General features: G+C 66.2%; 15 protein-coding genes. 7 read left to right on the forward strand and 8 right to left on the reverse strand.

Annotation, left to right across the window (positions count from 1 at the left end):
• Positions 1–203 precede the first annotated feature (203 nt).
• Complete coding sequence (locus tag GIW57_RS20065) at positions 204–578, reverse strand: classical arabinogalactan protein 4 (protein WP_100462781.1); 375 nt, start codon at positions 576–578, stop codon at positions 204–206.
• A gap of 137 nt (positions 579–715) precedes the next feature.
• Between GIW57_RS20065 and msrB the strand changes: the two genes are divergently transcribed.
• The 5 genes from msrB to GIW57_RS20090 all read left to right on the forward strand — a co-directional run bounded on the left by msrB (position 716) and on the right by GIW57_RS20090 (position 4,049).
• Positions 716–1,183: a peptide-methionine (R)-S-oxide reductase MsrB gene (gene msrB, locus GIW57_RS20070; RefSeq protein ID WP_089238439.1), complete on the forward strand. Its 468-nt coding sequence runs from the start codon at positions 716–718 to the stop codon at positions 1,181–1,183.
• 101 nt (positions 1,184–1,284) lie between these two features.
• Positions 1,285–2,139 carry a flagellar motor stator protein MotA gene (gene motA / locus GIW57_RS20075; protein WP_012509934.1) on the forward strand — a complete coding sequence of 285 codons (855 nt, stop codon included), beginning with the start codon at positions 1,285–1,287 and terminating at the stop codon, positions 2,137–2,139.
• A gap of 3 nt (positions 2,140–2,142) precedes the next feature.
• Complete coding sequence (gene motB / locus GIW57_RS20080; RefSeq protein WP_100462780.1) at positions 2,143–3,117, forward strand: flagellar motor protein MotB; 975 nt, start codon at positions 2,143–2,145, stop codon at positions 3,115–3,117.
• A 133-nt stretch (positions 3,118–3,250) separates the two neighbouring features.
• Positions 3,251–3,760 carry a hypothetical protein gene (locus tag GIW57_RS20085; RefSeq protein ID WP_236512492.1) on the forward strand — a complete coding sequence of 170 codons (510 nt, stop codon included), beginning with the start codon at positions 3,251–3,253 and terminating at the stop codon, positions 3,758–3,760.
• A 13-nt stretch (positions 3,761–3,773) separates the two neighbouring features.
• Positions 3,774–4,049 (forward strand): DUF4031 domain-containing protein, encoded by a 276-nt coding sequence (locus GIW57_RS20090; RefSeq protein WP_100462778.1) that lies wholly within the window; start codon positions 3,774–3,776, stop codon positions 4,047–4,049.
• Positions 4,050–4,185: 136 nt separating this feature from the next.
• Here the strand turns inward: GIW57_RS20090 and GIW57_RS20095 are convergent, their stop codons facing one another.
• On the reverse strand, positions 4,186–4,728 hold the full coding sequence (locus tag GIW57_RS20095; RefSeq protein ID WP_100462777.1) for a hypothetical protein: 543 nt from the start codon (positions 4,726–4,728) through the stop codon (positions 4,186–4,188).
• Positions 4,729–4,818: 90 nt separating this feature from the next.
• Between GIW57_RS20095 and GIW57_RS20100 the strand changes: the two genes are divergently transcribed.
• Positions 4,819–5,070 (forward strand): DUF3297 family protein, encoded by a 252-nt coding sequence (locus GIW57_RS20100; RefSeq protein ID WP_049466119.1) that lies wholly within the window; start codon positions 4,819–4,821, stop codon positions 5,068–5,070.
• A 216-nt stretch (positions 5,071–5,286) separates the two neighbouring features.
• On the opposite strand, the gene GIW57_RS20105 is transcribed toward GIW57_RS20100, so the two are convergent.
• The 5 genes from GIW57_RS20105 to GIW57_RS20125 form a co-directional block, all read right to left on the reverse strand.
• A complete protein-coding gene (locus tag GIW57_RS20105) occupies positions 5,287–5,706 on the reverse strand; it encodes a hypothetical protein (protein ID WP_236512494.1) in 420 nt (139 codons plus the stop codon).
• Positions 5,707–7,266: 1,560 nt separating this feature from the next.
• Positions 7,267–8,910, reverse strand: coding sequence for a Na+/H+ antiporter (locus GIW57_RS20110; protein WP_100462776.1), 1,644 nt, complete (start codon positions 8,908–8,910; stop codon positions 7,267–7,269).
• Between the two features lie 110 nt (positions 8,911–9,020).
• Complete coding sequence (locus GIW57_RS20115) at positions 9,021–9,677, reverse strand: alpha/beta fold hydrolase (protein WP_236512496.1); 657 nt, start codon at positions 9,675–9,677, stop codon at positions 9,021–9,023.
• On the reverse strand, positions 9,674–10,483 hold the full coding sequence (locus tag GIW57_RS20120; protein WP_100462774.1) for a class III extradiol ring-cleavage dioxygenase: 810 nt from the start codon (positions 10,481–10,483) through the stop codon (positions 9,674–9,676). Before GIW57_RS20120 ends, GIW57_RS20115 begins: the two co-directional genes overlap by 4 nt.
• 42 nt (positions 10,484–10,525) lie before the next feature.
• Positions 10,526–10,936, reverse strand: a complete 411-nt coding sequence (locus GIW57_RS20125) for a DoxX family protein (RefSeq protein ID WP_236512499.1) — start codon at positions 10,934–10,936, stop codon at positions 10,526–10,528.
• A gap of 94 nt (positions 10,937–11,030) precedes the next feature.
• On the opposite strand from GIW57_RS20125, the gene GIW57_RS20130 reads away from it, so the two are divergent.
• Complete coding sequence (locus GIW57_RS20130) at positions 11,031–11,912, forward strand: LysR family transcriptional regulator (protein WP_100462772.1); 882 nt, start codon at positions 11,031–11,033, stop codon at positions 11,910–11,912.
• A 91-nt stretch (positions 11,913–12,003) separates the two neighbouring features.
• On the opposite strand, the gene GIW57_RS20135 is transcribed toward GIW57_RS20130, so the two are convergent.
• Positions 12,004–15,066 (reverse strand): EAL domain-containing protein, encoded by a 3,063-nt coding sequence (locus tag GIW57_RS20135; RefSeq protein ID WP_236512501.1) that lies wholly within the window; start codon positions 15,064–15,066, stop codon positions 12,004–12,006.
• Positions 15,067–15,162: the final 96 nt, after the last annotated feature.

Here is a 15,162-nt window from a genome sequence, read left to right on the forward strand (position 1 = left end):
AGGGTGGGCTGTGCAGGGGGCGCTGCAAGTACGTCCCTGTAAGCTCGGTCGCGCCATCCATGGCGCTTACGCCCCTGCACAGCCCACCCGCCCGGCCTTGGACAGGTTCATGCGGGCACCAGCCACGGAAAAGAAAAAGAAAAAAGAGCGACAGCGGGTCGCTGCGCTCTCTATGGGTACGCGATCGGTTTGGGGCGCTGGGGTCAGCGCTTGATCTGCTGGCCGTCGCCGGTGGGTACGCTGTCGTAGTAGCGGCCGGTGCGCGAGTCGAATACGCGGTTGGGGCCGACCGGTTTGACGCCGGGAACGATGCGGCCGTTGCGGTCGTAGACCTTGTCCGGCAGTGCTGGTGCGGGCGTGGGGGTCACCTGGGCGGGGCCGGTCGAGCGGATCGGCTGGGCCGGCTGCGGCGAGGGCAGCACCTGCGGCTGCGGGCGCGATGCCTGCGGTGTCGGGGCGACAGGCGGCGGTGCCAGCGTCGAGCTGCTGCGGGTGGCGGTCGGATTGCCGGTGGGAACCTGCGCCTGGGCGAGCAGAGGCAGCAGGGCCGACAACAGCAGGACAAGGCGGGGTTTCATGGCGCGCTCCAGGGTGGACCACATTCACCCTGCGCCTGCCCCTGTGTGCCGGCCATGAACGGCCATCACACTTGCAAGCGCGTGCCGACACCCCCACGTCTGCGGCATCCCAGGCCACAACCCCACGGAGAGCCGGCATGAGCGCTTTCGATCTGACGCCCCCCACCGCCACGCAGACCGAGGCCCTGGTCGCCGGGCTCAGCGCCGAAGAGCGCCGCGTGCTGCTGCAGCACGGCACCGAGGCGCCCTTCTGCGGGGTGTTCCTCGACAACAAGCGTGAGGGCGTCTACTGCTGCCGGCTGTGCGCGCTGCCGCTGTTCCGCTCCAGCACCAAGTTCGATTCGGGCACCGGCTGGCCCAGTTTCTTCGCGCCGTTCGACCCGGCACACGTGCGCGAGATCCGCGACAGCAGCCATGGCATGGTGCGCACCGAGATCACCTGCGCCCGCTGTGGCAGCCATCTGGGCCACGTATTCCCGGACGGTCCGCCGCCCACTTACGAGCGCCACTGCCTGAACTCGGTCTCACTTTCATTCACCGGCAACGGCGAGCCGTGGCCCGATCCGCTGCAGCGTGGCGGCGCGGAAGCCGGCGTGGCGGGCTGACACGCGCCGAAATGGCCCGCTGACCGACTTCACAGAATTCCCTCTTCAGAAACACCGGTGTCAGGCCGACAAGGAGATATCCCCCCTCCTTGCGTCGCGCCATGCTCATCATCGTTGGATTCCTGGTCGTCATCATCAGCGTGCTGGGCGGCTACCTCGGCGCACACGGCCGCCTTGGGGCGCTGTGGCAGCCTTACGAACTGGTCATCATCGGCGGTGCCGCGCTGGGTGCGTTCCTGGTCGGCACCCCGGCCAAGACGGTCAAGCAGACGCTGCAGGCCATGGTCGGCGTGTTCAAGGGCCCGCGCTACAAGCAGCAGGACTACATCGATGTCCTCAGCCTGGTGTACGAACTGCTCAACAAGGCTCGCCGTGAAGGCTTCATGGCGCTGGAAGACCACGTCGAGCGCCCGGCCGAAAGCGCCCTGTTCGGCAACTACCCGAAGGTGCAGGCCGACCACCACCTGATCGACTTCATCACCGACTGCCTGCGCCTGATGATCGGCAGCAACATCGAGCCGCACGAGCTGGAGCCGCTGCTGGAGCTGGAGCTGGAAAAGCACCACGCCGAGGCGATGGCACCGTCGCAGGTACTGACCAAGGTCGCCGACGGCCTGCCCGGTTTCGGCATCGTCGCGGCGGTGCTGGGCATCGTCATCACCATGGGCTCGATCGGCGGCGACATCGTTGAAGTGGGTGGCCATGTGGCCGGCGCGCTGGTCGGCACCTTCCTCGGCATCCTGCTTGGCTATGGCTTCGTCGGCCCGATGGCCTCGGCCATGGAAGCCCGTGCCGAGCAGGACAGCCGCATCTATGAGTCGGTGAAGACCGCCCTGCTGGCCTGCCTGCGCGGCTACAACCCGAAGATCGCGCTGGAGTTCGCCCGCAAGACGCTGCCGTCCAACGTGCGCCCGGCGTTCTCCGACTTCGAGCAGCACCTGAAGACGGTCAAGTAAGCCATGGCCGAGACCAAGCCCACCGTCATCGTCCGCCGGGTCAAGAAGGCCGGCCACGCCGCGCACCACGGCGGCTCGTGGAAGGTGGCCTATGCCGACTTCGTGACCGCGATGATGGCCTTCTTCCTGGTGCTGTGGCTGATGGCCAGCACCAGCAAGCCCGAGCGCGCGGCCATTTCCGAGTACTTCCGCAACCCCAGCCCGCTGGTCGGCTCCAGCGCGACGCCGGCGCCGGGCATGGCCGGGCCGGGCGGCGCCAGCACCTCGATGATCAAGCTGGGCGGCGCCACCGACGTCTCGCGCGGCAACAGCAACGATCCCTTCCAGAACCAGCAGAAGGCGATTCCGCAGCCGGTGGACGAACAGCAGCGCGACAAGCAACAGCTGGAAGCGCTGATGAAGGAGCTGCAGGAGGCGATCAGCCGCAGCCAGGCGCTGGAACCGTTCAAGGACCAGTTGCTGCTGGACCTGACCCCGGAAGGCCTGCGCATCCAGATCGTGGACAAACAGAACCGGCCGATGTTCGACCTCGGCAGTGCCACCCTGAAGCCGTACACACAGCAGATCCTGCACGAACTGGCCGAGTACCTGAACCACGTGCCGAACCGGATCAGTCTGACCGGCCACACCGACATCACCGCCTATTCGGCCGCACGCGGCTACGGCAACTGGGAACTGAGCGCCGACCGCGCCAATGCCGCGCGCCGCGCGCTGATCGATGGCGGCATGGACGACAGCAAGATCACCCGCGTGGTCGGCCTGTCTTCGTCGGTGCTGTTCGACAGGACCGACCCGCAGAATCCGATCAACCGCCGCATCAGCATCGTGGTGATGACCAAGGCCGCCGAAGAGGCCGCACTGGCCGGCGCCGGCCCGCAGGTGGGCCTGTCGGCGACCACCGTGGATCCGGACGTGCAGGCTGCGCAGGGGCAGGCCGGGGTCGGATCCCTTTCTGCAGGAAAGGGCTCTGACCCCTGAGCGGTTTCCGCCGGGCATGGCCCGGCGCTACCGGGTCCCAACGCCCAAAGGTAGCGCCGGGCCATGCCCGGCGAGCGCGCAGCGCGGCACCCAGTACAATGGCGGTCTTTCCGATTTCAGGTGATCCCACCCCATGTCCCAGTCCTCCAAGGCCAAGCGCGACAAGCGCAAGAAGCACCAGGCCAAGCGTCCGTTCCTCCGTCTGAACGCCCAGCAGCAGGTGCAGAACCATGCCGTGCTGGTCAACGAGGACGGCCAGGCCGTGGCCGCCATCGGCCTGCAGGGCCGCGAGTGGCTGCTGGCCATCGGTGGCCAGACCATGGGCAACGCCGACAACCCGGTGCCGATGCTGGCCATGCTCAAGCACCTGTCCAACGTGCAGGAAGCCGAAGGCCGCAAGGTCACCCTGGAATATTCCGAGCTGATGCAGAAGCTGCTCGACACGCTGGCCGAAGAAGCAGGCCAGACCGCCGAAGAGTACCTGGACAAGCTGGTGGCCGAGTTCGCCAGCGAGCAGGCTGAAGACGCAGCCGCTGAAGGCGAAGCTGCCGATGAAGCAGCTGCGGACACTGCCGGCGCCGAAGGCGCTGCCGACGCCGAGGCCGCTACGGCCGCCGACGCCGACGGCAAGCCGCAGGCCTGATCCGGCGGCGGCGGTGTCGGTCTACGTCGATGACGCGGTGCATCCCTGGCGCGGTCAGCGCTGGGCGCACCTGATGGCCGATACCCTGGCCGAGCTGCACGCGATGGCGGCGCAGCTCGGCATTCCCCCACGCGCCTTCCAGAACAAGGCCAGCGGGGCACATTACGATGTCACCGCCGAGCTGCGTGCGCAGGCGCTCGCGCTGGGCGCAGTGGCCATTTCCCGGCACGTGAATCGCGTGCAGGTGAAAGCGGTGATCGCGAATGCCAGGGCGCAGTACCGGCCGTAGGCGCGCCCAAGGAACACGAGGGCGCGATTGGCATGAACGCATCGCAATGCGCGCGGAACCTGCCGCGACACATTGGACACGATTCATCCAGCGCGGCGAGAAGCCGCCGGGCATGGCCCGGCGCTACCGGTGAATCTCAGAACGGGTCGCTGCCCAGCCGCACTTCCACGTTCAGCAGCGAGCACAGCGCCAGCAGGGCGTCGTCATCGCGGGTCAGCGCCATCCAGCCACTGAAGCCCTCGTTGCCGGCATCCACGCTCCACAGCGTGTAGTTGTGCTCGCGCAGGCGGTCGAAGGCGGTGCTCATCAGCTGCACGCCGTCCAGGTCTGCGGCGAAGTCCTCATCGTCCAGGTCGCCACCCCAGTCCAGCTGCAGGTTGAAGCGCGCCGCCAGCTCGTTCACCGCCGACTGCAGCGAATCGAAGTCATCCCGCTCGACCTCGAAGCCGGACTGCCAGGCGATGGCGGTGAACAGCGCCGGCAGCCAATCGCTGTCGGCTTCCAGCGGCTGGCCGTCCTCGGACAGATGCTCGCGCCAGCGGTTGAACTGCTGCAGGGCCAGCTCTTCGTCGCCCGGATTGATCAGCACGAGCAGGTTCCAGACCCGCGCCTCGAAGTCGTCCTCGTCGAAATCGTGGGCGTCTTCCTCGAAGTCGAAATAGTCGCTGTTGTCAGGCATGGCGGAACATCCTCGGGAGCAGGTGGGCATTCTACGGTTTATCCTGTACCGCTGAAGCCGGCCGTGGTGGCCGTCACTGTGAATGAAGCGATGAGCGATACCCCTCCCGACCACCTGGCGATCAACCCGGCCAGCCCCTTCCACGATGCGCAGGCCCTGGAGCGTGGCGTCGGCGTGCGCTTCAACGACGTCGAGCGCGACAACGTCGAGGAATACTCGGTCAGCGAAGGCTGGATCCGCGTGCAGGCCGGCAAGGCCCGCGACCGTCGCGGCAACCCGATGACCATCAAGGTCAAGGGCAAGGTCGAGGCGTATTTCCTGGAACAGAAGCCGGAAGCCTGAGCGCCCTCTGCTTCATGCCTGCCCTGCGGACAATCGGAGGGGCCGATCGGATGACCGGCCCCTTTCCGTGTCTGCAAGCAGATTCGATCTAACGTAGCGAAAACAACTCCCCCTGAATCTCCGCCAAGCCACACTCCCCAAAGCCGGGCCAAAACGCCACTGCTCTCTTGGGCGCCAAGAACCCGAATCCTATGGAGGAATGCTTTTGGACCGACTTCAACGTGGCCGAGGATCGGGCACCTGATCTTCAGCAAAACCAGGGTAAAGCTGGAGAGCTCTCGTATCCGCAGCAGATATTTCCGCTGAACTCAGTCTCATCTTCGCTATCTCATCAGCTGCTTTGCGGTCTCCAAGGATGTAAGCGAGACGTAGATAAGCGGCGCCTTCGACCAGATTCCGGTCCTGCGCTTCTCGAAACGATTCCGAGATTGCATAGAAGGCAAACATGTTTCCACTGAGCATCTGCTCCCTCAGAATCACTTGCCCCTCCACGAAATTCCTCTCCAGAGCAATTCTCTTACCAAGCATTACAGCAGCTGCTGAGTTCCCAGCGGCGGCCTCCTGCTGCAATTGAGTGATGCTCATGGCAGCCAAACGCTGGAGTTCCTGCTTGCTGGGGTAGCGATGCTTGACCATCCATAGTGCTTCGGCCTCAGAGGACGCCTCCAAAGGCCCGAGATCAGCACATTCTCCCGTACAGATGAGAGCGGATAGATCCGCAACAGGACGCGAGTGAACGCCGACAGGAGATCGCCTCGAATCAGAACCTTCGAGGTTGCTCGCGTCAGACGCTGAATCCTGGCCCTCCCGTACTGTACTGCTCGCTTGTTCGGTACCAGAGCATCCAGCAAGGACCAAGGATAGCGTCAGAAGAACCATCATTGCGTTGCATGTTTTCATGGGATACCACACATGTTCTCGTTTGCCTGAATCCACCATCGGGCGCAGCTGGCGTCTTCAGTAACCGCACGCCATTTTCCCCGATTGAATTCTTTGAATCCACCAGCTCGATGACCCCATATGGCACATATGACCCCAATGGAATTCCGGTGCCTCTGACGTAATCTATTAACCATTGGGCAGAATTCTTCTGATCATTCGCTTCGGCATCGAAAGCCTTGAGCATTGCAAAACAATACTGCTCTGGCTTTGTTGGGATTACACCCAACCTATATGCACTGGATTCGCCGACCTGCTGCCCACAGGCGATTCTCGACCTGGCCTTGGGCGAAATCCCTGCAGCCTTGGCTATCTCGTAGACGCTCCTCGCAATGTCGCTGCAAGCGCGAGAAGACCGAAGCAACATCTCTCTACCCGAGTACTCAGGAGGCGATTCCGATTTCAGTTTGAATTCGCCAGCGGTAACGTTCATACGAAGCGCCACCAACTGAAGCGTCGATAGACAAACCGGCCCATGCCCTGCGCATGTTGAGCTTGACTTCCTCAGCTCATACCCAAGCAGAGGACCAGGGATTTCAACACGAATATTGTGAGCCCCCCACACATCGTCCCTTGAACATTCCAGCGCGATGGCGGAGGACAAAAGTACAGAGTCCCCCCACTAGCGCCCGAGCCCATATCTCCTCATCCAGAGTTTTCGTTGAGAAGAACGCTATCACCGGCAATGTTCGAAGGAGGCTCATCTCTTCATTATTTGAAACAAACCTCATCCGGCAAGAAACTTTTCCGTTCACGTGGACTTTCACACCGGATAGCGGGCTTAGCTACAAACCCGCTCCCGTAGCGCAACTCGCTGACGCGGTCGGTCTGAACTTCACGGGATTTGTTTCGCACGCTTTTACATCTGCGACCGCTTGGCTTGCCCAGACCACTGAATGCCAGAGGCAGTATGTCGCCAGCATTTCAAGACGCCACTTGTCCAAGTGCGCCACAAACTGCAGGCGCGGCGAAACACGCATCACGCCACAGATGACTATTGGGCTCTCAAGCCGCCAGCGCTGAACAAGGCTGGGGGCGCAGTGCTGCATCTTTGCGTCTGAAGGGCGCAGCCGGCAAAGGCCACAGCTGCTACGCAGCACTTGAGTGTCCGGGACGGCTGCCATATGCCCCTTGTGATTCGGTGACAGGGGCAGAGGGTGAAGTGCAGACCTGCCTTGGCACTAGAGAACCTGTGTAGGATCCCTGCCCCAGAGGAACAGCGTCCGAGCGTGGGCTCGGCTCTACACAACAGGCAGGTCACTCGCGCTTGCGCGATTCCAGCAGGTCGAGGTTGCGGATCAGCCGCCGTGCGATCTCGTCCGACACCACGCCGCGACGGGTCAGCCGGAACAGTTCTTCGCGCTCGGCGTTGAGGCCGGCGCTGCGCAGCTGGCGGTAGCCGACCTCCATCCGGTTCACCTTTTCCGGGTCCACGTCGGGGTTGTCGCGGTCCAGATGCCGCTGATACAGCATGCTCACCCGCGATGCGGCGTCGTTGTACAGCTGCACGTTCTCGGTGTTCTGGTTCAGCACCAGCTGCTGGCGCATGCGCTCCACGCCCGCCAACGCGGCCTTCGAGGACAGCTTGCGGGCCAGATCCTCTTCCTTGCGCTCACCCGAATCGGCCGGCAGCTGCAGGCCCTTCAACAGCTGCGGCAGCGCCACGCTGGCACCGACCAGCGAGCACAGGATCACCGCGGCCGCCAGGAAGATCACCAGGTCACGTGCCGGGAACGGGCTGCCATCAGGCAGGAACAGCGGCAAGGTCAACACGCCTGCCAAGGTGATCGCACCACGCACGCCCGCCACCGAGGTGGCCACCACGATGCGCCAGTTCGGTGCCTCGCCATGCTCCAGGCCGCGGCGTCGCGCGCGCAGCAGGTTCCAGCGCAGCGACAGCCACACCCACAGCAGGCGCAGCGCGATCAGCGTCGCGTTGATCACCAGCACGTACACCAGCAGCCACCACGCGCTCTGGTGGCCGCTCTCGTTCATGGTGGTGGTGGCGCGTTCGACGATGCCCGGCAACTGCTCGCCCAGCAGCACGAACATGATGCCGTTGAAGCTGAACTGCAGCATGTTCCAGACGCCGGCACGCTGCACGCGCATGCTGCCGGAGACACGGCCGGTCATTTCCACGTAGCTCATGGAAATACCCGCTGCGACCGCAGCGAGGATGCCCGAGGCGTTGATCTCTTCAGCCAGCAGGTACGCCGCGAACGGGATCAGCAGGTTGACCAGCATCGCCGCGCCGGGCTCTTCGCCGAAGCGGCGCCACAGCCAGCGCTGGAACGTGGACACGCCGAGGGTGACCGCCACGCCGACGGCCAGGCCGGCCACCGCCACCCACACGAAGGTCAGCGACGCGGTCGCCAACGAGAAGGTGCCGGTCATCACCGCCGCCACCGCGAAGCGGAAGCAGACCAGGCCGGAAGCATCGTTGAGCAGCGACTCGCCTTCCAGGATGTGCATCAAGCGCTTGGGAATCGGCGCCTTGGCAGCGATCGCACCGACGGCCACCGGATCGGTCGGTGACACGATCGCCGCCAGCGCGAAGCACACCGCCAGCGGCATCACCGGAATCATCCAGTGGATCAGCAGGCCGGCGCCGATCACGGTGAACACCACCAGCCCGAACGCCAGTTCGAGGATCGCGCCCTTGTCGCGGAACAGGCCCTGCTTGGGAATGCGCCAGCCATCGAGGAACAACAGTGGCGGCAGGAACAGCAGGAAGAACACTTCCGGTTCCAGCGCGTGGCCGCGGTTGAATACCCCGGCGATTACCGCACCGAGGCCGATCTGCACCAGCGGCAGCGGCAACGAGAATGGCAGGACGCGAACCAGGTAACCGCTGGCGACAACGGCCACCAGCATCGCCAGGACGACTTCGATGGTGTGCATGCTTCTTCCACAGGAGCGGCGCGTGGGGCCGGAAAAACCGGAGTGCGCCGGGGGACGGGAAAAAACTTAACACAGCAGGCCGCCACTGCGGCCAGCCATCTGAATGCGCGTCAGGACCGCGACAGCAAGCGCCGCTCAAGCCACGCCAGCGTGTCCCGCTGCATGTCCGCGGACAACGCATGGCCGACCGGGTAGCCACGCAGCTGATGGGCCACGCCCAGCGCCTGCAACCGGCGCGATGCGGCTTCGGCCAGGCTGTAGGGCAGCTTGTCGTCGTCGTAGCCGTGCACCACCAGGGCGTCCAGCCCGGCGTGGCCCACATCGGTCGGGATGCTCGGCGCGATTTCCGGCAGGATGCGCCCGCACAGGATCGCGAAGGATGTCACTCGCTGCGGCTGGGTCAGGGCGACGCTGGCGGCCATGATGCCGCCCTGGCTGAAGCCGGCCAGCGCGGTCTGCCGCGCATCCAGTCCCAGCCGCTGCTGTTGGCCGGCCAGCCAATCCGCCAGCAGCAGGCGCGAGGTCTCGGCCTGCGCCGGATCGATCACCGGCCCCTGCGCGTCGAAGCGCACCGTGAACCAGCCGAATGCCTGTGGCCCGAAGACCACAGGACCGCGCGGCAGCAGCACGTGCAGGCGCGGGTCGATGGCCGAGGCCAGCGGAACCAGCGACTGCTCATTGCTGCCCACCCCGTGCAGCAGCACCACCAGGCCCTGCGCGTCTCCTTGTGCAGGACGCTCCAGCACCGGTTGCAGCAGCGGGTTCACGCCGCATCCTGGGCGCGATCGGCGCCATCGAAGCGGTACAGGTCCATCGCCAGGAAGCCGGCATCGATACCGGCATCGATGCGCTTGGCACCAAAGCCGCCCTCGCCCGCCGCGCCCATCGCGAAGTACAGCGGCAGCAGATGCTCGTCGGTGGGGTGCGCACGCTCCGCAAACGGCGCCTGTCGGCGGTAATCGAACAGGGCATCGCGGTCATTGGCGGCCAGCCGCTGCTCCACCCAGTCGATGAAAGGACGCACGTAGGGCGCTTCCTTGCCGTCCTGGTAGTTGCCCCAGTCGTGCAGGTTGTGGGTGATGCTGCCCGAGCCGATCAGCAGCACGCCCTGTTCGCGCAGCGGCGCCAGTGCGCGGCCCAGCGCGAACTGATGCTGCGGGCCCAGCATCGGCTGGATCGACACCGGTACCACCGGAATGTCGGCCTGCGGGTGCAGCAGGCGCAGCGGTACCCACGCGCCGTGGTCGAGGCCACGTTGCGGATCGAGTGCCACCGGCAGGCCGGCGGCGGCGATGCGGCCCGCCACGTCTTCGGCCAACGCCGGGTCACCGGGCGCCGGGTACTGCAGCTCGAACAATTCGCGTGGAAAGCCACCGAAATCGTGGATGGTGGGCGGCTGCGGATGGTTGCCGACCAGCGGCTGCCGGCCCAGCCAGTGCGCCGAGGCGATGACGATCGCACGCGGTGCCGGCAGGTCGCGGGCCAGCTCGGCCAGGCGCACGCCGACCTGGCCTGGATGCAGGGCAGTCATCGGCGAGCCGTGGGAGATGTACAGCGAAGGCAGGCGGGACATGATCTTCTCCAATGACAGGAACAGGCAGCGGGCCGGGGACGATCAGCGCGAACGCAGGGTCCAGCGGCCATCGCCAAGCAGGAACAGCACGACCAGGGCCAGCGCCCAGAACGCCGGGTATTCCCAGCCACCGCCCGCGTTGGCGAAGCTGAAACCGTTGGCGCCATGCACCGTCACGATGGTGCCCAGCAGCAGCGGCACGCCGAGCAGGCCGATCCAGCGCGCGTAGATGCCGAGCAGCAGCGCTGCGGAAATCGTCAGCTCAACGGCGATGGTGAGGTAGCCCAGGACGCCGGGCAGGCCCAGCGATTCGAAGAAGGCAGCGATACCGGCCGGGGTGAACACCAGCAGCTTGGTCAGCGCATGGACCAGGAACAGCACGCCCAGGGCCAGCCGCAGCAGGGTTGCGGCATACGGGGCAAGCGGGGACAGGGGAGCAGCGGTAGTGTTCATGGGGCACCTCGGAGGGGACGAGGCACAGGTTATTGCGCCCCCTCTCGCTGATAAATACGATGAATCGACCGTATTTATTTCAAAAGGCGCAACAATGGACACCCTGGATGCCATGCGCGTGTTCGTCGCGGTGGTCGAACGCAACGGCTTCAGCGCCGCCGCACAGGCGCTGGACATGTCCACGGCCGGGGTCACCCGCCAGGTCGCCGCGCTGGAAAAACGCCTGTCCACCCGCCTGCTCCACCGCACCACCCGCCGGGTCAGCCCGACCAGCGCCGGTGCCGCCTACTACGCGCAGTGCGTGCGCCTGCTGGCCGAGTTCGACGCGCTGGAGGCCAGCATCGGCGCACAGGCGCTGGAACCGTCCGGCATGCTGCGCATCAACGCACCGGTCAGCTGGGGCATCGCCCGCCTCGGCCCCTTGCTGGCCGGCTACCGCGAGCGCTTCCCGCAGGTCGAACTGGACCTGGCGCTGTCCGACCGCCTGGTGGACATGGTCGAAGAGGGCTACGACGTGGCCATCCGCATCACCCGCGAGCCGGGCCCGACCTTGATCGCACGGCGCCTGGGCCAATCGCGGATCAGCCTGTGTGCCGCACCGGCCTACCTGGCCGCACACGGAACACCGCAGGCACCCGAGGATCTGCAGACGCATACCTGCCTCGGCTACAGCTACTGGGCAGCCGGCGACCACTGGCCACTGCAGGGACCCGGCGGCGAAGTGAAGGTGGCAGTGACCACCCTGCTGCGCGCCAACAACGGCGACGTCCTGCGCGAAGCGGCGATCGCCGGCATGGGCGTGATCCTGCAGCCGGACTTCCTGTTGGAAGAAGCGCTTGCCGATGGCCGCCTGGTGCGCATCCTGCCCGAATGGGAAGCCGCGCCGATCGGCATCTTCGCCGTCTACACCAGCCGCAGCCACCTCGCGCCGAAGGTGCGCAGCTTCATCGACTACCTGGTGGAAACCGGGGTGTGAGGGTACGTCCGCCGGGCATGGCCCGGCGCTACCCGAGGCGCGCCCATGACACGGTAGCGCCGGGCCATGCCCGGCGAGCGCGAAGCGCGGCCTAGGCGGCCACCTCATCCAGCTGCGCGATGATCTTCTCCAGCGGTGCCGGCCGACCCAGCAGGTAACCCTGCACCTGGTCGCAGCCATGCGCGGCCAGCCAGTCCAGCTGCCCCGGCGTCTCCACGCCCTCGGCGATGATCGTCAGCCCCATGCTGTGGCCCAGCGACAGCAGCGCCCGGCAGATCGACGCGTTGCGCGGATTGGTCTCCACGTCGGCGACGAAGCTGCGATCGATCTTGAGGATGTCCAGCGGCAGGTGCTGCAGGTAGGACATGCTCGAGTAGCCGGTGCCGAAATCGTCCAGCGACACGCTGATGCCCTGCTCGTGCAGGCGCTGCATGGTCTGCATCGCCTGTGCCGGCTTGCGCATCAGGCTGCTCTCGGTCAGCTCCACGTGCAGTGCACCGCGGGCCAGGCCGAAATCCTGCTGCGCGCGGGCGAACTCGGCCACCAGATCGCTGTTGAAGAACTGCACCGCCGACACGTTGACCGCGATCGACAGCTCGCCCCACCCCGCTTCCACCAGACGCCGCTGCGCCTGTGCCGCCGCGCGGATCACCCAGCGTCCCAACGCCAGGATCAGGCCGGTGTCCTCGCACAACTGGATGAACTCGCTGGGCGGGATGAAACTGCCGTCGGCCTGCGGCCAGCGCAGCAGGGCCTCCAGTGACGCCGGGCTGCCATCGCTGGCGTGCCGGATCGGCTGGAAGTACAGCTGGAACTCGTTGTCGATGGCCGCGTGGATACGACCGGCCAAGCGCAGGCGGTCAGCCAGGCGGGTCGTCACCGCCGCATCGAACCAGGCCACGACGTTGCCTTCGGCGCGGGCCGCGTGCGCCGCCTGCGCGGCCATGCCGATCGCCTGCTCCGCACTGTGGCCTGCATCGGCGTCATGTACCGCCACACCAATGCGGGGCTCGAACTGGTGCAGCGAATCCTGGCCGCGCATCGGTGCGGAGACGATCTGCAGCAGATCGTCCAGCACGCGCTGGGTGTTGTGTTCCGGCGCGATGGCCAGCACGAAGTCCTCCGCGGGCTGGAAGGCCAGCAGGCCGAAGCGTGCGCCCAGCCCGCCCAGGCGCGAGGCCATCGACTGCAGTACGGCGTCGCCGATCTCGCGGCCCAGCGTATCGGCCACCAGCTGCAGGCCGCGCAGCTGTACATAGGCGATGGTGTAGGCGCCGGACTGCTCGTCCAGCTGTTCGCTCAGCGCGCGCACGTTGAGCAGGCCCGTGGCCGGGTTGTGGCGCGCGTGATAGGCCAGGTCGCGTTCGTAGGCCAGGCGTTCGCTGACGTCCTCGGCCAGCACCAGGCACGCGGGCTGGCCATCGAAATCCAGCTGCGACAGGTGCACGCGCACTTCGAACACACTGCCATCCTTGCGCTGATGCAGGCGCACCGCAGCGTCCTGCAGTTCACCACTGCGCACCTGCGCGATGGCGCCCTTGACCTCGTCCCAGCCCTCGCGCGGGCGGATGTCGAGGATGCTCATCGCCAGGAATTCATCGCGGCTGTAGCCGTACTGCTGCACAGCCGCCTCGTTGACCTCGATGAAGCGCAATGTGTCCGGATCGAACACCCAGAACGGTGCGGGGTTGCGATCAAACAGCAGGCGGAAGCGGCGCTCAACCTGGCGCATCTGTTCGTGCGCCTGGTAGCGCTCGCTGAGGTCGGTCAGTGCGCCGATCATGCGCCGCTGCCGATCGGCTACCGCTACCCGTTGGCCACGCGCGGCAACCCAGCGCACTGCACCGCCGGGCAACACCAGACGGAATTCCTCGTCGAGTACCGCGGTGCCGGCGAAGGCCTGGTCGAAGGCCTGCTGCATGCGTGCGCTGTCATCGTGGTGCACGCGGGCGAAGAATTCGGCCACCGGCAGCGCATCGGTCTGCACACCGAAGATCTCACGCGCCAGCGGTGACCAGCGCAGCAGCGCAGCGTCTTCGTCGACATACCAGGTGCACACGCGCCCCACCTGATGGGCCAGGCGCAGCTCGGCGTGGCCGGTATGCAGCTCTTCGGCCATCGACTGCTGCCGGTGCGTGCTGCGGCGCACCGCGTACAGCAGCACCAGCAGCAGCGCCACGTATGCCAGCACGATCACGATCGCCGCCTGCAGATACGGCCACCACGGCTTCAGCACATCCTCGTTGGCCAGGCCGACCTGCACCGCCAATGGACTGCGTTCGAGGGTACTGATGGTGGAGATGCGCGGGATGTGGTCCACCGCGCCGGGAATGCTGCCCAGTTCAACCACGGCCTGCCGACCCAGCAGCGTGCGTGCCGGCAGCGTGTAACGGCGGCCGACGGTGCCATGCGGATCGGGGACACGGGCCAGCATGTAGCCATCGGCGTCGCTGATCGAGGCCAGGCCACTGGGCCCCACATCCAGTCCGCCCACGATCCGCTGAAGCTCGCCGCAGCGCAGCCGCGCCAGCAGCCAGCGATCGCCGGCCATCGGCAGCGCCAGCGGCACCACCCAGCCGCCGTCGTTGGCGCGCTGCGGCGGCCCGATGTACAGCGCACTTCCCTGCCCGCGTCGCTGCGGATCGGTCCACAGCGGCAGCTGCAGGTCGCCCTTGCCGGCCGTGAGGGCGCGGCCGTAGGTATCGAGCACGACAATGCTGTGCAGTTCGGCGTGCCGGCGCAGCACGCCGGCAATGGCGGCATCCAGCAGCGCGGGCGCCTGCGCAGGCACTGTGCGGAACAGCTCGGCCGCATCGGCGGCGATGCCCTCCATCGCCCGCTCCAGGTTGCGCAGCTCCAATGCCAGCAGGCGCTCGCTGCCTATCGCCAGCGCCCGGCTCTGCCGCTGCGCGGCTTCCAGCCGACGCTGGTAATCGTTGGCCAGCATCGCGGCCAGGCCGACCGCCAGCAGCACGCCCAGCACCACGCCGCCCCAGGTAATGGCACGCAACGGCCGGGCCAGCGCGTGTCTCAGCGCCGGCATCGGTCGGTCTTCCCTGGGCAGTCGGCTGGCTTCATGCGCGAACGATTCCTCCACATCCCCGACCTCAACGGCCGGCGAACGCCATTCTTGACGCCTCGACCCGTCCTGCATGCGCCCTCCCCCGGGTGCTGCAGACATCCAGCCCGCAGCATGCACCACGCCGATGACCGCGTGAAGGTCGCTGCTGCGTGTTCAGCCAGATCACGC

This window comes from Stenotrophomonas sp. PA-6-5C (assembly GCF_021605635.1).
In the GTDB taxonomy this organism is placed as follows: domain Bacteria; phylum Pseudomonadota; class Gammaproteobacteria; order Xanthomonadales; family Xanthomonadaceae; genus Stenotrophomonas; species Stenotrophomonas lactitubi.